Here is a 19,401-nt window from a genome sequence, read left to right as displayed (position 1 = left end):
TGGCGGTTCCTGAACGACCCTCACCCGATCGTGACGAAACTGTCCATCACGCGCTTGCGCCCCGCCGCCTCGAAGTCGATCTCGAGCTTGTTGCCTTCGATCTCGGCGATCGCGCCATAGCCGAACTTCTGGTGGAAGACGCGCAGGCCGACCGACAGGTCGCTGCGTCCCTTGTTGCCGATGCTGACCGCGCTCGACCGGCTTTCGACGACTCGCGTCGGGGCGGTCGAAAAGCCCGAGCCGCTGCCCGCCGCGCGCTGCCAGCCGGGACCGCGCCCGGTGCCGCGACCGACGTCGGCGAAGGGGTCGGCGCGTTCGCTCCAGTTCGCGCGCCACAGGCTCTCGCCGCCCGACATCGTCGTCTCGGCGTCGGTATGTTCGGGCGGCAGTTCGCCGACGAAGCGGCTGGGAATGCTCGACGTCCACTGGCCATAGATGCGGCGGTTGGCGGCGTGGAGGATCGTCGCGCGCCGCCGCGCGCGGGTGATCGCCACATAGGCGAGGCGGCGTTCCTCCTCGAGGCTCTTGGTGCCGCCCTCGTCGAGCGAGCGCTGCGACGGGAACAGCCCCTCCTCCCAGCCGACGAGGAAGACGGTGTCATATTCGAGGCCCTTGGCGGCGTGGATCGTCATGATCGTCACCTGCGGGTCCTGGACGCCGCCCTCCTTGTCCATGACGAGGCTGACGTGTTCGAGGAAGGCGCCGAGCGATTCATATTCCTCCATCGCGCGGACGAGTTCGGAGAGGTTCTCGAGACGGCCGGCGGCGTCGACCGATTTTTCGGCCTGCCACATCGCGGTATAGCCGCTCTCGTCGAGCAACTGGCGGGCGAGCTCGGCATGCGGCAGGTCGCGCGCCATGTCGCGCCAGCGGGCGATGTCGCCGACGAGGTTGCCGAGCGCGCGGCGCGCCTGCGGAGTGAGTTCGTCGGTGTCGAGGATGCGCGCCGCGGCGATGGTCAGCGGTATGCCCTCGATCCGCGCGAGTTGGTGGATCTTGGCGAGCGCCTTGTCGCCGAGCCCGCGCTTGGGGACGTTGACGATCCGTTCGAAGGCGAGGTCGTCGGACGGCTGGTTGACGATGCGCAGATAGGCGAGCGCGTCGCGAATCTCGGCGCGTTCGTAGAAGCGGAAGCCGCCGATGATGCGATAGGGCATGCCGATCGCGATGAAACGGTCCTCGAACTCGCGCGTCTGGTGCTGCGCGCGGACGAGGATGGCCACCTCGTCGAGGCTCTTGCCGCTGCGCTGCGCCGCCTCGATCTCCTCGCCGACGCGGCGCGCCTCCTCGGGGCCGTCCCAGACGCCGAGCACGCGCACCTTCTCGCCCGCGTCGAGCTCGGTCCACAAGGTCTTGCCGAGCCGGCCGCCGTTGTTGGCGATGACGCCCGAGGCGGCGCCGAGGATATGCGGGGTCGAGCGGTAATTCTGTTCGAGCCGGATCACCTTCGCGCCCGGAAAATCCTTCTCGAACTTGAGGATGTTCTCGACCTGCGCGCCGCGCCACGAATAGATCGACTGGTCGTCGTCGCCGACGCAGGCGATGTTCTTGCGCGCCTGCGCCAGCAGCCGCAGCCAGAGATACTGAACGACGTTGGTGTCCTGATATTCGTCGACCATGATGTACTTGAACCGCTCCTGGTACATTTTCAGCACCTCGGGATAGGTCTTGAGCACAGTCAGCATGTGGAGCAGCAAATCGCCAAAATCACAGGCGTTGAGCGCGCGCAGCCGCTCCTGATATTGCGCGTAGAGTTCGCCGCCGCGGCCGTTGGCATAGCGCTCGCTTTCGCCGGCATCGATGTCGGCGGGCACCAGCCCCTTGTTCTTCCAGTCGTCGATCAGCCCCGCGAGACTGCGCGCGGGGAAGCGCTTCTCGTCGAGATCGGCGGCCAGGATGAGCTGTTTCAGCAGACGGAGCTGGTCGTCGGTGTCGAGAATGCTGAAATTGCTCTGCAACCCGACCAGCTCGGCGTGGCGGCGCAGCATCTTGGCGCCGATCGCGTGGAACGTGCCGAGCCACGGCATGCCCTCGACCGCGTCGCCGACGAGCCGGCCGACGCGCTCGCGCATCTCGCGCGCCGCCTTGTTGGTGAAGGTGACGCTGAGGATCTCCGACGGCCACGCCTTGCGCGTCCACAGCAGATGCGCGAGCCGGGCGGTGAGCGCGGCGGTCTTGCCGGTGCCGGCGCCGGCGAGCATCAGCACCGGGCCTTCGGTGGTTAGGACCGCGTCGCGCTGCGGCGGGTTGAGCCCCTTGAGATAGGGCGGGTCCTGCAAGGCGTTGGCGGGGGCGCTAAGATCGGTCACCGGCGAACAGGTAGGGAACGGCGCGCGAGCGGGCAAGTCCGATCGGCCACCGGTCGTCATCAAGGCGACACCGGTATGTAACGCATGCGTAACGACCGACTGCTAGGGCGACCCCGCCGGCGGAATGGTCGGCTTCGTCCAGCCGGCGCCCGGGAGGCGCGCGGGGATCGAGCCGGCCCGCTGCGGCGAGTCCGATTTGCAGGAGTGTCATCATGAAGACGTCGCATCACGCCGCCATCGCGGCGGTCGCCTTGTCGTGCCTGTTCGCCGCGGTTCCGGGCGCCGCCATCGCCGCGGAGCGCGAGCCGGTGCAGGTCAAGGTGTCGGCCAAGGGGCTCGACCTGCACAGTGAATCGGGCCGGCGGTCGCTGCAAGGCCGCATCGTCCGCGCGGCGCGCGCGGCATGCATCCCCAATGGTGCGACGCTGGAGATGCGACTCGACGCGCTGCGCTGCGTCAGGGAGATTCGCGACGACGGCACGCGCCAGCTCGCGGCACGGGCGGGCGACGTGCGACTCGCCGGTCTGCACGACGCCGATCGTTCGGAATAAGGATTTCGCTCGGCGGCGCCGCGCTTGCCGGCGCGTTGCGACAAGCGGTCAAGTCCATGAAAAATCGGGGCAGCCGCAAAGCGACCGCCCCGTAGTTCAGGGAGGGTCGGCCGACAGGGGAGGCGACCGACACGTCGCTACCCACAGGGGGAGAGGAGCAGCGACGTTCTCTCTCTAGGCGTGGATTGTTGCGAACGGATTTCACAACTGTTGCCCGCGACGATTTTTTCGCGATTAGAGTGACGGCATGAGTTCGCCGTCCGCCACGCCGCCCGCGCCCGCCTCCGCCCGACGCATCCTGACCGCCAGCCTGGTCGGCACCGCGGTCGAATTCTACGATTTCTACATCTACGCCACCGCCGCCGCTCTGGTGTTCGGCGAATTGTTCTTCCCCGCCGAGAGCAAGACCGCGCAGCAGATGCTGAGCTTCGCCAGCTTCGGCCTCGCGTTCATCGCGCGGCCGGTGGGCGCGATCGTGTTCGGTCATTTCGGCGACCGCGTCGGGCGCAAGTCGACGCTCGTCGCCAGCCTGATGCTGATGGGCGGGTCGACCGTCGCGATCGCCTTCCTGCCGACCTACGATCAGGTCGGCTGGGTCGCGCCGCTGCTGCTGTGCCTGCTGCGGCTTGGGCAGGGGTTCGGGCTCGGCGGCGAATGGGGCGGGGCGGCGCTGCTCGCGGTCGAGAACGCACCGCCGCACCGCCGCAACACCTGGGGGATGTTCCCGCCGCTGGGTGCGCCGGTCGGCTTCCTGATGGCGAACGGACTGTTCCTCATCCTCGGGCTGGCGCTCGACGAGGCGCAGTTCCGGGCGTGGGGCTGGCGGCTGCCGTTTCTGGTCAGCGCGGTGCTGGTCGTGCTCGGGCTATGGGTGCGGCTGAAGCTCACCGAGACGCCCGCGTTCGTCGAGGCGGAGCAGGCGGAGGCGCTGCCCAAGGTGCCGATCGCGACGCTGATGCTGGACCATGGCCGCGCGGTGCTGGCGGGGACGGGCGGGGTGATCGCCTGTTTCGCGCTCTTCTATCTCGCGACCGCCTTTACGCTCGGCTACGGGACCAAGACGCTGGGATACGGACGCGAAGCGATGCTGGCGGTCGAACTGGTGGCAATCCTGTTCCTCGCCGCCGGGGTGATCGTCGCCAGCGTCACCGCCGATCGCACCGGTGCGCGACGGATGCTGGTGATCGGGTTTCTCGGCTGCATGGCCGCGGGCCTCGCGATGGGGCCGATGCTCGGCGCAGGCTCGCTCTTCGTCGTCTTCCTGTGGCTCGCCTTCGCTTTGTTCGTGATGGGCTTCGCCTACGGGCCGCTCGGCGGGTGGCTGCCGAGCCTGTTTCCGGCGGGGGTGCGCTATACCGGCGTGTCGATGACCTTCAACCTCGGCGGCATCCTCGGCGGCGCGGTCGCACCGATCGCCGCAGAGGCGCTGGCGCATCGCGGCCTGGGGTGGATCGGCCTGTATCTGGTCGGCGCGGGGCTGCTCAGCCTGGGTGGGCTGGCGCTGTTGCGGGGACGGCCCGCGGCGTAACGGCGCTACGCCTGCCGCAGCAGCGTCAGCCGTGCCTTGCCATGAGCGCGGGTCGCATCGACGGTGAAGCCGGGCGGGGCGATCTCTTCCGCCTTGGCGGTCTCGATGCTGACCCAGGTCGCCGGCGAAACCCAGCCGAGCCGCGCCAGCTTGTCGAGCGCGACGAGGCCGGCGCCGGTGCCGTAAGGCGGGTCCATCATGATGAGGTCGAGCGCCGCCGGTGCGGGACCGAGCCCCATCACCGAGCCGGCCCGCACGTCGGCGCGGGTGCCGAGCTTGGCGAGATTGCCCTTGAGTGCGTCGAGCGCCGCGCCGTCCTGTTCGACGAACAGGCACGAGGCGGCACCGCGCGACAGCGCTTCGATGCCGAGCGCGCCCGAGCCGGCGAAAAGGTCGGCGACGGCAAGCCCCTCGAAACTGCCGAGCCGGCTGGTCAGCATCGAGAACAGCGCCTCGCGCGTCCGGTCGGCGGTGGGGCGGGTGGCGTCGCCCTTGGGCGCGACGAGCGGGCGGCCACGCCATTGGCCGGCGATCACCCTCATCGACGGCCGCCCTTCGGCGCGCCACGTGGCGTGCCGCCGGGGGTCTTGGGACGCGGCGAACCGCGGCCGCCGGCGGGACCTCCGCTCCGGGGCGCATCGCCACGCGGCGGGCGGGCGCCCGCGCGCGCAGGACGACTGCCGGCAGTGGACGAGCGCTGGCCGTCATTCGATCGGGTGCGACCGCCGTTGCGATCGTCGCCCTGCTCCCACGGCTTGATCGCCGAGCCACCGGTCGGGACTTTCGGCCGGTCGTCGTCGCGGGGCGGGCGGGTGCTCGATCGGGGCGGACGCGCGCCAGCGAGTTTGGCGTCGCCGGCACGGACCGCGCGGCGGGCATCGCCGAACCGACCGCGGCCCGCCTCACGCTCGTCGCCGCGATCCGCCCGTGGCGCGAAGCGGCGGCCTTCCTGACGGGAAGCGTCACGCTCGCCGCCGCGATCGGCGCGCGGAGCGAAGCGACGGCCTTCCTCCGAACCGGAGCGTTCGGCGCGGGGTGCGACGCGACGGGTGTCCTGACGGCCGCCTGCCGACGACGCCGGCGTCGCGCCGGGACGCGCTGGACGCGTGGCGACGCCGGCCGGTGCCGCATCGCTGCGGCGTGGCGCGCGGCGACCCTCGCCGGCGACCGGAGAGCGCGCCTGGGCCGGGCGTTCCTGCACATCGCGTGGTGCCGGCACGTCGACGGGGCGCGGCCGGGCACGCGCCGGCCGGTTGGCGGTCGGTGCGGTGCGGAAGCCGTCGCGCGGTGCCTCGATCATCGGTTCGTCGGGCGCCCCGCCCTTCAGCGTGCGGCGGAAGGCGACGACCTCATGCTGCTTGACCTCGCCGACGCCGCCCACCGGCAGGTCGCCGAGGATGAACGGGCCGTAGCGGGTGCGGATCAGCCGGCTGACCTGCAATTCGAGATGTTCGAGCACGCGCCGCACCTCGCGGTTCTTGCCTTCGGTGATCGTGATCTCGATCCAGACGTTGGCACCGGTGCGCCGCTCGATATTGGCGTCGATCGGACCGTAGCGGATGCCGTCGATCTCGATGCCCTCGGCCAGTTCCTCGAGCTGTTGCTGCGTGACATTGCCGTAAGCGCGCGCGCGATAGCTGCGCTCGACCCCGGTCGCCGGCAGTTCGAGCTGGCGCTTGAAGCCGCCGTCGGTGGTCAGCAGCAGCAGGCCTTCGGTATTGAGGTCGAGCCGGCCGACCGGCACCAGCCGCGGCAGGTCGTCGGGCAATCGGTCGTAGATCGTCGGCCGCCCCGCCGGGTCATGCTCGGTGACGAGCAGGCCGGTCGGCTTGTGGTAGAGGAACAGACGCGTCGGTTCGGGCGGCGCGACCGGCTCGCCGTCGACGGTGACGCCGGCGAGCGAGCGCAGCACCGTCGCGGGCGTGTCGAGCGGCTTGCCGTCGAGCGCGACGCGTCCGTCGGCGATCATCCGTTCGATTTCGCGGCGGCTCGCGACGCCGGCGCGGGCGAGCAGTTTCGCGATCCGGTCGCCGGTGCGGGGTTCGGGGGTTTGGGCCATGGTCCGCCCATAACGCGCATTCGTCCAAGCTGCGAAAATATTTGCGTCCGAAGCTGCGTGCGTGCGTTATGTCGCGGAGGCGTAACGAATACCCTGACGCCACGCGGAGCGCATCGATGCTGTTCGGGAGGAAGAAGCGCCAGATCGTGCGCCTGCTGGTCGTCGAGGACGAACCGCTGATCGCCTTCGACGTTGAGCATCTGCTGACCGATGCGAGCTATCAGATCGTCGCGACGGTGGACCGTGTCGCCGATGCGGTTCGTGTGCTGCGTTCGGATGCGGAGGTCGATCTGGTGCTGGTCGACGTGCATCTCGCCGACGGATCGGGGCTCGACGTCGCGCGCGCCGCGGGCGAGGGCGGCGTGCCGGTGCTGTTCGTCACCGGCAATTTCCCCGCCGAGGCGATGTCGCTGGCGGCAGGCTGCCTCGCCAAGCCCTACCAGCAGCGCGACCTGATCGGTGCGATCGAGGCGATCGAAGCCAAACGCGCCGGCCGCAAGACCAAGCGCCTCCCGTCGGGGTTCCAATTGTTCGAGGCGCCGGCGGGATAAGACGGGCTGGCATACATCCCGACGCCGTTCGTGCTGAGCTTGTCGAAGCACGGTGGGTCCTGCCGCCCTTCGACAGGCTCAGGGCGAACGGTATGAGATGGGGTGATCGACTTCGGCCCTCGCCCCATTCGCAAAGCCGCTAGGCGCACGCGAAATTGGCGTTAGTGTCGCGCCGATGACCGGCAATAACCTGTATTTCCTGATCGTCGTCGCGCTCGTGCTTGTGCTGATCGTCGCGATGCGGCGCTCCGCGGCGCTGCGGGCGCGGCTCGCGCCGCTGGCACCTTATGCCGAGCGTGGCCCGATCGCCGTGTTCTTCATGGGGATATCCTCGGGCCTCGCCTTCACGATGATCGGCGCGACGCTGACCACGCGGCTGAAGCAGGACGGGCTCGACAAGAGCACGATCACCGCCTTCACGCTCGGCTTCCTCGTCTACAATCTCAAACCGTTATGGGCGTGGATGGTCGATGGCGTGCGGCTGCCGCTGATCGGTCGGCTGGGCCAGCGGGTGTCGTGGGTGTTGCTATCGGGCGTGCTGGTGATCCTTGCGGTTGCCAACCTCGCCTTCGTCGATCCCGCCGCCAGTCTGCAGGCGACGATCATCGCGACGGTGCTGGTCGGCTTTGCCGGCGCGACCTACGACATCGTCATCGACGCCTATCGCATCGAGACGCTGGAACCCGAGCAGATGGGCATCGGCTCGGGCATGACGCAATATGGCTGGCGGATCGGTTCGGTACTCGCCGGCGCGCTGGCGTTGGTGATCGCCGCTCGCTCGAACTGGCATGTCGCCTATCTCGCCTGCGTGCTGTTCGCCTTCCCGGCGATGATCGTCGCGCTGGTCCGCGGCGAGCCGCATCGGCGCCGCGAGCCGATCAAGCGGCATGGCGCACGCGACATCGCTGCATCGATCGTCAGCCCGTTCCTCGAATTCTTCCGCCGCCACGGTGCCTTCATCATCCTCGCCTTCATCCTGCTGCACAAGATCGGCGACACTTTGGGGCAGCAGGCGCTGCGGCTGTTGCTCGACGACCTGCACTTCAGCAACGACGAGATCGCGCTGTACGATGTCGTCATCGGCTTCTGGGCGTTCTGGATCGGTATCGCGGTCGGCGGCGTGCTCTACGCGCGCATGGGGCTGAAGCGCTCGGTGATGCTCAGCCTCGTGCTAATGATGGTTTCCAACGCCGCCTTTGCGCTGCTCGCCGGGGCGGGGCACAGCAACCTCGGTCTGGCCGGGGCGATGGCATTCGAAAATCTCGCCAGCGGCATCGGCGGCGTAACCGTCGTCGCCTATTTCTCGGCATTGTGCGACCTGCGCTTCACCGCCGCGCAATATGCGCTGATCTCGGCGGCGGCGAGCATCGTCGGCCGCGTGCTGACCGCGACGACGACCGGGCGGCTGGTGGACAGTTTCGGCTATGTCGCTTTCTATTGGGGGACGACGGTCGCGGCGCTGCCCGGCGTGCTGCTGTTCTGGTGGATGTGCCGGTCGGGGCTGATCGACCGGTCGATCGGCAGCGCCGGCGTGGCGGGCGAAGGCGACGTGCGCGACACGCCCCAGGCCTAAACGCAGATCGGGCGGCCGTCGTCGGCGAAGGCGGTCGCCACCGCCGCGACGCTCGCCAGCACCGCGTCGACGCGGCGGACGCCGAGCAGGTCGCCGAGCAGCAGCCGGGCGGTATCGGGCGCGGTCTCGACGCGGGCGAGGATGGTGAGCATCGTCCGCTCCGCCGCGGTCATCCGCGCGCAGCAGCAGGGCGCGATCGCGATCGTCCCCGCCGCGGTGCCGGCGAGGTCCGCCATCAGCGCGCGCATCAGCACCAGCGGCCGGCGGAATTCCTGCCCGAAGGCGGTGAACAGCGCGTGGCTGGCGCGCGCATCGTGCAACCCCTGCGCGCCCATCCGGCGCAGCGCGAACAACGCGATCCGCGCATTGGGGCAGGCGGGAAGCGCATAGGGCAGGGCTGCGATCGTAGTGGTCAGGTCGGACATCGGGGGCAACTCCTGTGGTCGTCCCGAACACTCGACAATCCGCTATTGCAAGTCAATCGCAATCAACGCGTCATTGCGGATACTCGTCGTTCAGGCGGAGCGCTTCACCGGCAAGATACAGCGAACCGGCGATCAGCACGACCGGCGCGGCGGTTTCTCCCGCCAGATCGAGCGCTTGCGGGAGGTCGTCGGCGACTCCGGCGGCGACGCCGAACTCCTCGGCCAGCGCGGCGAGCGTGGCGGGGGCGTGACAGGCGTGACCGGGAACCGGCACCGCGATCATCCGCGACACCGCGGGGGCGAGCAGGCGCAGCACTCCGCGCGCATCCTTGTTGGCGAGCATGCCGAGGACGAGCACCACCGGCCGCTCGCCGGCGAGCGTGCGCAGCGCGCGTGCCACCGGCTGCGCGGCGGAGGGGTTGTGCGCGCCGTCGAGCCACAGGTCGCTGCCGGCCGGCAGGTGATCGTGGAGCGGTCCGGCGCCGAGTCGCTGCATGCGCGCGGGCCATTGCGCCCAATCGGCCGCGGCGCGCATCGCCGCTTCGGGGATCGCCAGCGCGCCCTGATGGCGCAGCATCGCGATGGCGAGCGCCAGATTGCGCGACTGATGCGGGCCGACCAGTCGGGGCCGATCGGTGACGACCGCAAAGCCGCCGTCGCGATAGCGCATCGTCTGGCGCGCGGTTTCGCTCCACCAGTCGACGTTGCGCGCGATGACGGGAGCGCCGGCGGCGGCGGCGACCGCCGCGACGCGGGCGCGGCAGGGGGCGGGATAGTTCATCGTCACCAGCGGCACGCCCGGCTTGGCGATCCCCGCTTTCTCGCCGGCGATGTCGACGATGCGGCTGCCGAGAAAGGCTTCGTGGTCCATGCCGAGCGCGGCGACGCCGGTGACCGCGGGGCGGGGGATGACGTTGGTCGCGTCGAGCCGGCCGCCGAGACCGACCTCGACGATCGTCGCGGCGGCGGGAGTGCGCGCGAAGGCGAGGAAGGCGGCGGCGGTGGTGACCTCGAAGAAGCTCGCGCCGATGCCGCCGGCATGGTCGAGCACCTCCGAAAGCAGGCTGGCGAGCGCGGCGTCGTCGATCAGCCGCCCGGCGATGCGGATGCGCTCGTTGAAGCGGACGAGATGCGGGCTGGAGAAGACGTGGACGTCATGCCCCGCCGCCTCGATCGCCGCGCGCAGAAAGGCGCAGGTCGAGCCCTTGCCGTTCGTACCGGCAACGTGGAACACCGGCGGCAGCGCCAGATGCGGGTCGCCGAGCCGGGCAAGCAGCGTCGTGATGCGGTCCAGACCGAGGATGTCGGCACCGGGGGAGAGCGACCACAGGCGGTCGAGCTGCTGCTGGACCGCGGGATCGGTGGAGGTGGCGTGGTCTGGCATTTATTGGAGTCCGAGGGTCCGCTTGCCAAATTCCCTTCGTCACCCCGGAATACGTCCGGGGTGACGACGTGGGTGGGACAGCGTCCCCCCGGTTACGCCGCCTGCGCCACCGACAGATAGCCGATCACCGTCGCCAGCCGCTCGCGCAGCTCCTTGCGGTGGACGACCATGTCGAGCATGCCGTGGTCGAGCAGATATTCGGCGCGCTGGAAGCCCTCGGGCAGTTTCTCGCGGATCGTGCTCTCGATTACGCGCTGGCCGGCGAAACCGATCAGCGCATTGGGTTCGGAGATCTGCACGTCGCCGAGCATCGCATAGCTGGCGGTGACGCCACCGGTGGTCGGATCGGTCAGCACGACGACATAGGGCAGGCCGGCGTCGTGCAGCATCTGGATTGCGACCGTGCTGCGCGGCATCTGCATCAGGCTGAGGATGCCCTCCTGCATACGCGCGCCGCCCGCGGCGGTGAAGATCACATAGGGAGCCTTCTCGCGGATCGCTTCCTCGACGCCGCGGACGAACGCCTCGCCGACCGCGAGCCCCATCGAGCCGCCCATGAAGGCGAAATCCTGCACCCCCATCACGACGCGATGGCCGAGGATCGTGCCGCGCGCGTTGATCAGCGCGTCCTGTTCGTGCGCCGAGGTGCGCGCCGCCTTGAGCCGGTCGGTATAGCGCTTGGAATCGCGGAACTTGAGCGGATCCTCGGGCACCTTGGGCACTGGCAGTTCGGCGCAGCTGCCCTCGTCGAGGATCTGTGCGAAGCGCAGCTTGGGGCCGATGCGCTCGTGATGATCGCATTTCGGGCAGACGTAGAGGTTCTCCTCCAGCTCCTTGGTGAAGACCATCTGCCCGCAGCCCTTGCACTTGTGCCAGAGATTCTCGTCGGACGATTCACGCTTGGCGACGAAGGGCAAAGCGTTGCGGACGTTGGTGATCCAGCTCATCGGATGACCTTTCGCGACGAGGCCAGCGCCTCGCTGAGGGAGTGGACATAGGTGCGCACCGCATCGGGCGCGGCGGCGCCATGGGTGGCGACCAGCTCGACGATCGCCGAGCCGACGACGACGCCGTCGGCGACGGCGCCGATCGCGGCGGCCTGTTCTGGGGTGCGGACGCCGAAGCCGACCGCGACGGGCAGGTCGGTAGTCGCCTTGAGCCGCGCGACCGCCTGGTCGATCGAGCCCTGCGCCGCCTGCTGCAGCCCGGTGATGCCCGCGACCGAGACGTAATAGAGGAAACCGCTCGCGCCATCGAGCACGCGCGGCAGGCGCGCGGCATCGGTGGTCGGCGTGGCTAGGCGGATCGGATCTACGCCGCGCGCGCGCAGCTCCGGCCCCAGCGCATCGTCTTCCTCCGGCGGGATGTCGACGCAGATCACGCCATCGACGCCCGCCGCCGAGGCCGCCTCGGCAAACCAGTCGGGGCCGCGACGCAGCATCGGATTGGCATAACCCATCAGCACCAGCGGCACCTCGGGATGCCGGGCGCGAAAGGCGGTGGCGATGGCGAGGATGTCGGCGGTCCGCGTGCCGGCGGCGAGGCTGCGCAGGTTCGCCGCCTGGATCGCCGGGCCGTCCGCCATCGGATCGGTGAACGGCATGCCGAGCTCAATCACGTCGGCGCCGCCCGCGACGAGCGCGTCGAGGATCGCGCCGGTCGCATCAGGCGTCGGATCGCCGGCGGTGACGAAGGTCACCAGCGCCGGGCGGCCCTTGGCGAAGGCGTTGGCGAGCCGCTGGCTCATATCGCCACCCCGAGAGCGTCGGCGACGGTAAAGATATCCTTGTCGCCGCGACCGCAGAGGTTGGCGAGGATGATCTGGTCGTCGCGCATCGTCCGCGCGCGCACCGCCACAGCGGCGATCGCATGCGCCGGCTCGAGCGCCGGGATGATCCCCTCAGTGCGGCAGAGCAACTGAAAGGCGTCGAGCGCGTCCTTGTCGGTCGCGCTGGTATATTCGACGCGGCCGATATCGCGCAGCCAGGCGTGTTCGGGGCCGATGCCGGGATAGTCGAGTCCCGCCGAGATCGAATGACCCTCGGCGATCTGGCCGTCCTCGTCCTGCAACAGATAGGTCTTGTTGCCGTGGAGCACGCCCGGGAAACCGCCGGCGAGGCTGGCGGCATGTTCGCTGCCGTCGAGCCCGTGGCCGGCCGCCTCGACCCCGAGCATCCCGACCGCGGGATCGTCGAGGAACGGGTGGAACAGGCCGATCGCATTCGATCCGCCGCCGATCGCCGCGCAGAGCAGGTCGGGCAGGCGGCCGGTGCGGGCGAGCATCTGCTCGCGCGCCTCGCGACCGATGATGCTCTGGAAGTCGCGGACCAGCTCGGGATAGGGGTGCGGGCCGGCGGCGGTGCCGATGATGTAGAAGGTGTCGTGGACGTTGGCGACCCAGTCGCGCAGCCCCTCGTTCATCGCGTCCGACAGCGTCGCCGCGCCGCTGGTCACGGGACGGACCTCGGCGCCGAGCAGCTTCATGCGGAAGACGTTGGGCTGCTGCCGCGCGACGTCCTTCGCCCCCATGTAGATGACGCAGGGCAGGCCGAAGCGCGCGCAGACCGCGGCGGTGGCGACGCCATGCTGGCCGGCGCCCGTCTCGGCGATGATCCGCGTCTTGCCCATCCGGATCGCGAGCAGGATCTGGCCGATGCAATTGTTGATCTTGTGCGCGCCGGTATGGTTGAGCTCGTCGCGCTTGAACCAGATCTGCGCGCCCATGCCGGGCCCTGCGCCCTCGCGCACCGCCTCGCTCAGCCGTTCGGCGTGATAGAGCGGGCTGGGGCGGCCGACATAATGTTCCATGAGGTCGTCGAACTGCGCGGCGAAGGCGGGATCGGCCTTGGCGGCGCGATATTCGCGATCGAGGTCGAGGACCAAGGGCATCAGCGTCTCGGCGACATAGCGGCCGCCGAACTGGCCGAAGTGGCCGCGCTCGTCGGGCTGGGCGCGATAGGTGTTGGGGGCGTTCATGACTGCGTCGCTTTAAGGAAGGCGCCGATCTTGTCCATATCCTTGACCCCCGGCGCAGACTCGACGCCCGACGACACGTCGACCAACGTCGCGCCGGTGCGCGCGATCGCCTCGCCGACATTGGCGGGGTCGAGCCCACCCGACAGCGCCCACGGCATCGGATGGCGGAAGCCGTCGAGCAGCGCCCAGTCGAAGCGCAGCCCCATGCCGCCGGGCAGCTTCGCGTCGTCCGGGGTCTTGGCGTCGTAGAGGATGCGATCGGCAGCGCCGGCGAAAGCGCGGGCCGCGTCGAGGTCGGCGCGGGTCTTCACCGCCACCGCGGCCCAGCTTTCGAGGCCGGTGCGGGCACGGATCGCGGCGACGCGGGACGCGGCGGTCTTGTGGAGCTGCACCGCGTCGATCGTGCCGCTGGCGACCGCCTGTTCAACCAGCGCATCGTCGGGATCGACGAACACGCCGACACGGCGGACGTGCGCAGGAACGCGCGCGGCGAGCTGCGCCGCGTGCGCGAAATCGAGGTGGCGCGGCGACGGTGGAAAGAAGACGAAGCCGACATGGCTCGCGCCGTGCCGCAACGCGGCATCGAGCGTCTCGGGCTTGGAGAGGCCGCAGATCTTGGTGTGGACGGGCATGATTGCGCGTGTCGGCGTTCGGCGGGGGAAGTGCAAGGGTTCGGCGGCGGCTGCAGACCGATCGCATTCAGCCGTCACCCTCACCCGTCGCCGCCTCCGGCGGCTTTTCCCTCTCCCGGCGGGAGAGGAAAGGGGCCCGCCACCGTAGGCGGTGGGAAGGGTGAGGGTCGATCGGGTCCTACAGCGTCCCGCCGATCGCCCGTGCGGCGGCGTCGGGATCTTCTGCCTGCGTGATCGGGCGGCCGATGACGAGGATCGACGCGCCCGCATCGAGCGCGGCGCGGGGCGTGACGACGCGCTTCTGGTCGCCGGCCGCGCCATCGGCGGGGCGGACGCCGGGGACGACGAAGAAGCCCTTGGGCCATGCCTTCTTCGCCGCGGCGACTTCGGCGCCCGAGCAGACGATGCCGTCGATCCCCGCCTCATGCGCCAATTGGGTAAGACGCAGGACCTGGTCGTGCGCGCTGCCGCCGATGCCGGTGGCGGCGAGATCGCTCGCGTCGAGGCTGGTCAGCATCGTCACCGCGACGACCTTGGTGTTGAGCGGTGCCGCCGCCTTGGCGTCCTCGAGCATCGCGCGGCCGCCGCTGGCGTGGACGGTCAGGATCGCGGGCTCGATCGGGCTCAAGGCCTGCACCGCCTTGGCGACGGTGTTGGGGATGTCGTGCAGCTTGAGATCGAGGAAGATCGGCAGGCCGAGCTCCGCCATCTCGCGCACGCCGGGCTGGCCGTGCGCGCAGAAGAATTCGAGGCCGAGCTTGATGCCGCCGATATGCGCGCGGGTGCGGGTGGCGATCGCCTTGGCGCGGGCGAGATCGGGCGTGTCGATCGCGACGTAGATCGGGCTCATGCCGGGCGTCCGTCGAGCGTCGGGTCGGCCGCAACGGGTGCGGGCATTGCCGGTGCGGCACGCTGGTCGACCAGCAGCCGCTCGCACGCCGCGAGACGCTGGCGCAGTCGCCAGCGCGCCGTGCCGAGGTATAGATAGGTCGGCAGGAAGCCGAGCAGGAAAGTGACGAGCAGCAGCAGCGGCAGGTTCACGTCCGCGATCAGGCCGCTCCACAGATTGATCTGGACGCCGGTCCAATTGCCATAGGTGAACAGCGCCGCGACGAACGCGAGCAGGAACCAGAACAGGATCTTGAGGAACTGCATGCAACACTCCTGAGGAGTAGCAAGGGTAGCCGGGGCGCGCGCCGATGGCCAGAGGGGGCGGTCCTCTCCCGGAAGGGCAGGACTATCGCATATGACTACGGTAATGAGGCTCGACCGGTTTCCCTGCTAGATTCGTCACCCCGGACTGGTTCCGGGGTCCACCTGGCCGCAAGGGAATGGTGTCGCCTCAAGCCTTTCTCCTCGCCGCGGGGTGGACCCCGGAACCAGTCCGGGGTGACGGATCATCCGGAGAAACCGATCGAACCTCGCCGCCCCAGTCCGTCCTTGCAGGCGGGGAACCGCGTCACCCCACCTCCACCCGCAAACTCGCGATCAGCGCCGGGATCGCCGTCAGCCGCGGTTCCTCTTCGTCGAGGATCGCGCGGAACGCGGCGCGCTTGATCGCGGCGACGCGGCCGGGCTTCATCCGCACCTGCGCGGGCAGCGTCGAGACGCAGATGTCGATCATCCGCTCGGCACCGTGCAGGCGGCCCCAGAGATAGTCGTTCTCGCGATAGGCGCGGCTGAAGAACGCGCCGAAGCTGTTGAACTGAATGCCCTTCAGCGTCGCCTCCGCACCGCCCGCGCGGATCGCGGTGGCGTCGTCGGGGGCGATGCGATCGACCTTGATCGGATCGAACTCGTCCAGCCCCTCGCCCTGTAATAAGGGCAAGGTCGCGGTGTCGAAATAGGGGAAGCCGAGATAGGCGAGCAGCAACGCCCGCCGCATCGGCCGGTCGAGCGTCGCGAAGGCGTGCGCCAGCCGCCGGTCGGTATCGCCGTCCAACGTCGTGAGGTCCAGCGCCGCGCCGAGCGCGTCGAGCATCGGCGCGGCATCGCCGCTGCGCAGGCGGCGGACGTGATGGCCGAGCTCGGGATGCTGGTCGGCGCGCTGGCGGTCGAGATAGGCAGCGAGCGAGGCATAGATCGCCTCGCGCATCGCGCTCGCCTCGCCTGCGGCACCCTCGTGCTGCGCCTCGATCTCCTCCAGCCGCCGCGCCATCAGCCGCAGCCGGCGGATGCGGAAGCCGAGGTCGAAGGTGCGCAGGAAGTCGATCGTCGCGGTGCTCTCCTTGCCCGAGAAGCTCGGTGCGAGCCCGCCGAAGCCGCGTTCGGCGATCGCCGCCTCGATATTCGTGCGGATGCGGCGCCAGCGTTGCTGGCCGGGCTCGCCGCCGACTTGGTAGAGCAGGCCCGTGATCGTCTCGACCACGCCGCTGAGCTTGAGATGGCCGTAAGCGGCGTAGCTGTAGCCGGCGCGGGTCGCCGCCGCGGTCTGCGCGCGTCGGCGCCAGGCGACCAGCCGCGCCGGCGTCGGCCGGTTGAGGAACAAGGTGTGGCCGAAGAGCTGCTCGATCTCCTCCTCCACCGCGGGGCGCAGCGCGGTGACGATGCCGCGCATCCGGTCGATCCGGCCGGAGCGCTCGGCGAGCGCATCGAGATTGTCGCGGATCGGCTGCTGGCGTGGCAGGTCGCTGAGGGCGCCGAGGATCGTCTGGAAGAAGCCGGGCTTCTCGCCGCCCGAACCGAGCCGGATCTTGATGCCCGGCGAGGGATCGATGTAGACGAAGCGGCGATCGATCTCGCGCCGCGCCGGCCGCTCCTTGAGCGCGTCGATCGCCGGCCGGAACGGCGCGTTGGCGAGCACCGATCCGTCGATCAGCACCGCTTTGTCGACCTGGTTGGCGGCGAACTGCCGCGGCAGCGCGCGCTTGAGGAAGGCGGCGCGGCCCGGCCAGTCGATGCCGCGCGCCGCGAGCACGTCGTCGAGCTCGCCGACGGTGAACGGCGGGAAGGCCCCCGGAAAGCTCGACGTCGCGCGCGCGGCGAAGGCGAGATCGGGCATCGCGCCGATCACGCCGCCGCTGGCATGATCGGAGAAGCCGAGCACGACGCGATGCTCGGTCTCCATCACCTCGGGTGGCGAGTTGAGGCGCAGCCGTTCGGGATGGCCGGTGAAATCGGTGCAGGTGACGAACAGGTCGAGCGGCTGGCCGTCGGGCAGCAACCGCGGTCCCGCCGTCGATCGTTCCATCGCCACGAAGGCGTCGAGCAGCAGCCCGGTGAAGGTCGCGCCGCCGAACGGCGGCTCGAACCAGCGCGAGCGGACGAAATGCGACAATTTGGTCCGCACCTCGTCCTGCGTCGCCTCGTCGAGCGCCTCGACCTTGTCCTTGCTGCGCCCCGCCGCGACCCAGGCGAGCGGCAGCGCCCATAGTTTCGAGAAGCGGCTGGCGGGTGCGGCATCGGGATCGATCAGCGCCTCGACGTCGGCGGAGGTCAGCCACAGATCGGTGAGCGGTTCGAGGCTCTGCCCGGTGGCGATCGCCTGCGCGAGGAAGATGCCGTTGATCCCGCCCGCCGACGCACCGGCGATGATGTCGGCGAGCACGCGCAGCCGGATGCCGGCGAGTGCCTCGATCTCCTCGATCAGCGCGGCATAGACCGCTTCGCTGCCGCCCTCGCGCGCATCGCCGGCATGGTAGGCGCAGCTCGCGCGGACCAGATGCCATACCTCCTTGGTGATGCCGTGCATATAGACCGCGAGGCTGATCCCGCCGTAGCAGACCAGGGCGAGGCGCAGTTCCTTCTCGCGCATCAGGCGGGCGCCAGCGTCGCCCAGATCGGCAGGTGATCCGAGGTCTTGCGCGCCGCGGCGCTGGCATGGACGCCGCACTCGGCGACGGTCAGCTCGGGCGACACCATGATCCGGTCGAGCCGCCCGACCGGCCGGCGCGCGTGGAAGCTCGGCCCGGTCGCCGCCATGCGATAGTCGCGGCAGAAGTCGCGCAGGCACCCCGCCGCGGCGGTCCATTCGTTGAGGTCGCCCATCAGCACGGTCGGATGGCGCAGCGTCGCGGTCTCGACATGCGCCATGATCGCCGCCGCCTGCCGCCGCCGCCACAGGCCTGACAGGTCGAGGTGCATGCCGACGACGCGCAGCATGCCGGCATGCGTCTCGATATCGGCCATCACCGCGCCGCGCGGTTCGAGCGAGGGCAAATGGATCGGCGCGCGCTCGACGACCCGCGCCGACTTGCGGACGAGGATGACGTTGCCGTGCCAGCCCATCGACAGCGCGCGCATGCCGAATTCGACCGGCTTCCAGTCGCTGTGCTCGTCGAGCAGATGCGTAGGCAGCACCGATTCGCGCGTGCCGAAGCGGCGGTCCGCCTCTTGCAAGGCGATGACGTCGGCGTCGATCTCACGCAGCACCTCCAGCACCCGTTCCGGGTTGCGGCGACGGTCGAGACCGACGCCCTTGTGGATATTGTAGCTGGCGACTTTCAGGTGGCGGGAAACCATTGCGCGATCGTAACGCCCGTGCGCCGGTTTGGTGCCGACCCGGTAATCGGGCGCGTCACGTCTGCGAAATGCAGTATCATCAATGTATTAGGCGAGCGACCCATACTTTGTGGCTCAACACTTAAGCAATATTAAGAAAGTAGAACCAGAGGCGCAGTTATAAATCTCGCCTCGGTGTGATATGCAGAGTTGCGAGTCGGGTAGCAATCCGATGGCCGGGGGCGATAACTTGCGGATTGTTCGGATCATTATGGTGGTCTGGTTGCTGGTCGGGGCGTCGTCGGCGTCGGCGCAGGAGAAGTCCGGCGTCAAACCGGGTTTCACGCTGACGCCGGGATCGGCGCATATCGTGCTGATCCGGCCATCGATTCAGGTCGGGGCGCAATCAACCGCGGGGATGTTCGAACCCAATGCCGACTGGACCGCACAGGCACGCGACGCACTTGGCGCCGCGTTGCGTACGGCGGAGCGGCGGCTCGGCAACGACGTGACCGATTATGTCGAGCCCGTCGGCGCGGACGCCGCGCGGCCTGCCGAATATCAGGCGCTGTTCGATACGGTCGCGGCGTCGGTGATCGAATATCAGTTCTTCGTCGGCAACCGGCTGCCGACCAAGAAGCGCAAGGACCAGTTCGCCTGGAGCCTCGGGCCGGAGGTTGCGACGCTGCCCGGCCTCGCCGGCGCCGATTACGCGCTGTTCGTCTCGACCGAGGATCATTTCGGTTCGACCGGACGCAAGGTGTTGCAGATCTTCGCCGCACTCGCGCGGGTGCCGGTCACCGCCGGGGTACACCGGGGGTTCGCCGGGCTGGTCGATCTGCGTACCGGCGATCTGGTGTGGCTCAACGCCGATTGGCAGATGGGCGGGGACGTCCGCGATGCCGCCGGCGCCGAGAAGCGCGTGCGGCAGTTGCTCGCCGGCTTCCCCGGCAAGCCCGCAGCAGCGCCTTGA

18 protein-coding genes are annotated in these 19,401 nt (G+C 69.4%); 5 read left to right on the top strand and 13 right to left on the bottom strand.

What is annotated here, in order from left to right:
* Positions 1-20 precede the first annotated feature (20 nt).
* Positions 21-2,309: an ATP-dependent helicase gene (locus AC07U4_RS03175; protein ID WP_495194410.1), complete on the bottom strand. Its 2,289-nt coding sequence runs from the start codon at positions 2,307-2,309 to the stop codon at positions 21-23.
* Between the two features lie 212 nt (positions 2,310-2,521).
* Between AC07U4_RS03175 and AC07U4_RS03170 the strand changes: the two genes are divergently transcribed.
* Together AC07U4_RS03170 and AC07U4_RS03165 are read left to right on the top strand one after the other, a co-directional pair.
* On the top strand, positions 2,522-2,860 hold the full coding sequence (locus AC07U4_RS03170; RefSeq protein ID WP_495194409.1) for a UrcA family protein: 339 nt from the start codon (positions 2,522-2,524) through the stop codon (positions 2,858-2,860).
* 247 nt (positions 2,861-3,107) lie between these two features.
* Entirely contained in the window at positions 3,108-4,388 is a 1,281-nt protein-coding gene (locus AC07U4_RS03165; RefSeq protein ID WP_495194408.1) for an MFS transporter, read from the top strand.
* 5 nt (positions 4,389-4,393) lie between these two features.
* On the opposite strand, the gene rsmD is transcribed toward AC07U4_RS03165, so the two are convergent.
* Together rsmD and AC07U4_RS03155 are read right to left on the bottom strand one after the other, a co-directional pair.
* Positions 4,394-4,930: a 16S rRNA (guanine(966)-N(2))-methyltransferase RsmD gene (gene rsmD, locus AC07U4_RS03160; RefSeq protein ID WP_495194407.1), complete on the bottom strand. Its 537-nt coding sequence runs from the start codon at positions 4,928-4,930 to the stop codon at positions 4,394-4,396.
* Positions 4,927-6,447 (bottom strand): pseudouridine synthase, encoded by a 1,521-nt coding sequence (locus tag AC07U4_RS03155; RefSeq protein ID WP_495194406.1) that lies wholly within the window; start codon positions 6,445-6,447, stop codon positions 4,927-4,929. Before AC07U4_RS03155 ends, rsmD begins: the two co-directional genes overlap by 4 nt.
* A gap of 116 nt (positions 6,448-6,563) precedes the next feature.
* On the opposite strand from AC07U4_RS03155, the gene AC07U4_RS03150 reads away from it, so the two are divergent.
* Positions 6,564-6,998 (top strand): response regulator, encoded by a 435-nt coding sequence (locus tag AC07U4_RS03150; protein WP_495180144.1) that lies wholly within the window; start codon positions 6,564-6,566, stop codon positions 6,996-6,998.
* Between the two features lie 238 nt (positions 6,999-7,236).
* Positions 7,237-8,571, top strand: coding sequence for an AmpG family muropeptide MFS transporter (locus tag AC07U4_RS03145; RefSeq protein WP_249340715.1), 1,335 nt, complete (start codon positions 7,237-7,239; stop codon positions 8,569-8,571).
* Here the strand turns inward: AC07U4_RS03145 and AC07U4_RS03140 are convergent.
* The 10 genes from AC07U4_RS03140 to AC07U4_RS03095 all read right to left on the bottom strand — a co-directional run bounded on the left by AC07U4_RS03140 (position 8,568) and on the right by AC07U4_RS03095 (position 18,449).
* The gene (locus AC07U4_RS03140) at positions 8,568-8,996 is read right to left on the bottom strand and encodes a DUF6628 family protein (RefSeq protein WP_038659638.1); all 429 of its coding nucleotides are present in this window, start codon (positions 8,994-8,996) and stop codon (positions 8,568-8,570) included. The two genes, AC07U4_RS03145 and AC07U4_RS03140, sit on opposite strands and share 4 nt — an antisense overlap.
* A 70-nt stretch (positions 8,997-9,066) precedes the next feature.
* On the bottom strand, positions 9,067-10,380 hold the full coding sequence (locus tag AC07U4_RS03135) for a bifunctional folylpolyglutamate synthase/dihydrofolate synthase (RefSeq protein WP_495194405.1): 1,314 nt from the start codon (positions 10,378-10,380) through the stop codon (positions 9,067-9,069).
* A 92-nt stretch (positions 10,381-10,472) separates the two neighbouring features.
* Positions 10,473-11,327: an acetyl-CoA carboxylase, carboxyltransferase subunit beta gene (gene accD / locus AC07U4_RS03130; protein WP_038659632.1), complete on the bottom strand. Its 855-nt coding sequence runs from the start codon at positions 11,325-11,327 to the stop codon at positions 10,473-10,475.
* Positions 11,324-12,127, bottom strand: a complete 804-nt coding sequence (trpA, locus tag AC07U4_RS03125; RefSeq protein WP_495194404.1) for a tryptophan synthase subunit alpha — start codon at positions 12,125-12,127, stop codon at positions 11,324-11,326. Before trpA ends, accD begins: the two co-directional genes overlap by 4 nt.
* A complete protein-coding gene (trpB, locus tag AC07U4_RS03120; protein ID WP_495194403.1) occupies positions 12,124-13,356 on the bottom strand; it encodes a tryptophan synthase subunit beta in 1,233 nt (410 codons plus the stop codon). The genes trpA and trpB overlap by 4 nt, the downstream gene beginning before the upstream one ends.
* A complete protein-coding gene (locus tag AC07U4_RS03115; RefSeq protein ID WP_495194402.1) occupies positions 13,353-13,988 on the bottom strand; it encodes a phosphoribosylanthranilate isomerase in 636 nt (211 codons plus the stop codon). The genes trpB and AC07U4_RS03115 overlap by 4 nt, the downstream gene beginning before the upstream one ends.
* A 178-nt stretch (positions 13,989-14,166) precedes the next feature.
* A complete protein-coding gene (gene pyrF / locus AC07U4_RS03110; RefSeq protein ID WP_495194401.1) occupies positions 14,167-14,838 on the bottom strand; it encodes an orotidine-5'-phosphate decarboxylase in 672 nt (223 codons plus the stop codon).
* On the bottom strand, positions 14,835-15,143 hold the full coding sequence (locus AC07U4_RS03105; RefSeq protein WP_495194400.1) for a lipopolysaccharide assembly protein LapA domain-containing protein: 309 nt from the start codon (positions 15,141-15,143) through the stop codon (positions 14,835-14,837). The genes pyrF and AC07U4_RS03105 overlap by 4 nt, the downstream gene beginning before the upstream one ends.
* A gap of 304 nt (positions 15,144-15,447) precedes the next feature.
* Positions 15,448-17,742, bottom strand: coding sequence for a patatin-like protein (locus AC07U4_RS03100; RefSeq protein WP_495194399.1), 2,295 nt, complete (start codon positions 17,740-17,742; stop codon positions 15,448-15,450).
* Complete coding sequence (locus tag AC07U4_RS03095; protein ID WP_038659610.1) at positions 17,742-18,449, bottom strand: endonuclease/exonuclease/phosphatase family protein; 708 nt, start codon at positions 18,447-18,449, stop codon at positions 17,742-17,744. The genes AC07U4_RS03100 and AC07U4_RS03095 overlap by 1 nt, the downstream gene beginning before the upstream one ends.
* Positions 18,450-18,699: 250 nt before the next feature.
* On the opposite strand from AC07U4_RS03095, the gene AC07U4_RS03090 reads away from it, so the two are divergent.
* Entirely contained in the window at positions 18,700-19,401 is a 702-nt protein-coding gene (locus AC07U4_RS03090) for a hypothetical protein (protein WP_495194398.1), read from the top strand.

This window comes from Sphingomonas sp. GW821-FHT02B09 (assembly GCF_059421875.1).
Note: the sequence above shows the minus strand (reverse complement) of the source record. Positions and strands in the feature narration are given on the sequence as shown.

What these genes read in the sequence shown, in the direction of transcription:
- AC07U4_RS03155 (WP_495194406.1), bottom strand. Translation starts at nt 6,447, where the DNA reads ATGGCCCAAACCCCCGAACCCCGCACCGGCGACCGGATCGCGAAACTG.
- AC07U4_RS03170 (WP_495194409.1), top strand. Translation starts at nt 2,522, where the DNA reads ATGAAGACGTCGCATCACGCCGCCATCGCGGCGGTCGCCTTGTCGTGC.
- AC07U4_RS03145 (WP_249340715.1), top strand. Translation starts at nt 7,237, where the DNA reads ATGCGGCGCTCCGCGGCGCTGCGGGCGCGGCTCGCGCCGCTGGCACCT.
- AC07U4_RS03090 (WP_495194398.1), top strand. Translation starts at nt 18,700, where the DNA reads ATGGTGGTCTGGTTGCTGGTCGGGGCGTCGTCGGCGTCGGCGCAGGAG.
- trpB (WP_495194403.1), bottom strand. Translation starts at nt 13,356, where the DNA reads ATGAACGCCCCCAACACCTATCGCGCCCAGCCCGACGAGCGCGGCCAC.
- AC07U4_RS03150 (WP_495180144.1), top strand. Translation starts at nt 6,564, where the DNA reads ATGCTGTTCGGGAGGAAGAAGCGCCAGATCGTGCGCCTGCTGGTCGTC.
- AC07U4_RS03115 (WP_495194402.1), bottom strand. Translation starts at nt 13,988, where the DNA reads ATGCCCGTCCACACCAAGATCTGCGGCCTCTCCAAGCCCGAGACGCTC.
- AC07U4_RS03105 (WP_495194400.1), bottom strand. Translation starts at nt 15,143, where the DNA reads ATGCAGTTCCTCAAGATCCTGTTCTGGTTCCTGCTCGCGTTCGTCGCG.
- pyrF (WP_495194401.1), bottom strand. Translation starts at nt 14,838, where the DNA reads ATGAGCCCGATCTACGTCGCGATCGACACGCCCGATCTCGCCCGCGCC.
- AC07U4_RS03135 (WP_495194405.1), bottom strand. Translation starts at nt 10,380, where the DNA reads ATGCCAGACCACGCCACCTCCACCGATCCCGCGGTCCAGCAGCAGCTC.
- trpA (WP_495194404.1), bottom strand. Translation starts at nt 12,127, where the DNA reads ATGAGCCAGCGGCTCGCCAACGCCTTCGCCAAGGGCCGCCCGGCGCTG.
- rsmD (WP_495194407.1), bottom strand. Translation starts at nt 4,930, where the DNA reads ATGAGGGTGATCGCCGGCCAATGGCGTGGCCGCCCGCTCGTCGCGCCC.
- AC07U4_RS03100 (WP_495194399.1), bottom strand. Translation starts at nt 17,742, where the DNA reads ATGCGCGAGAAGGAACTGCGCCTCGCCCTGGTCTGCTACGGCGGGATC.
- AC07U4_RS03140 (WP_038659638.1), bottom strand. Translation starts at nt 8,996, where the DNA reads ATGTCCGACCTGACCACTACGATCGCAGCCCTGCCCTATGCGCTTCCC.
- accD (WP_038659632.1), bottom strand. Translation starts at nt 11,327, where the DNA reads ATGAGCTGGATCACCAACGTCCGCAACGCTTTGCCCTTCGTCGCCAAG.
- AC07U4_RS03165 (WP_495194408.1), top strand. Translation starts at nt 3,108, where the DNA reads ATGAGTTCGCCGTCCGCCACGCCGCCCGCGCCCGCCTCCGCCCGACGC.
- AC07U4_RS03095 (WP_038659610.1), bottom strand. Translation starts at nt 18,449, where the DNA reads ATGGTTTCCCGCCACCTGAAAGTCGCCAGCTACAATATCCACAAGGGC.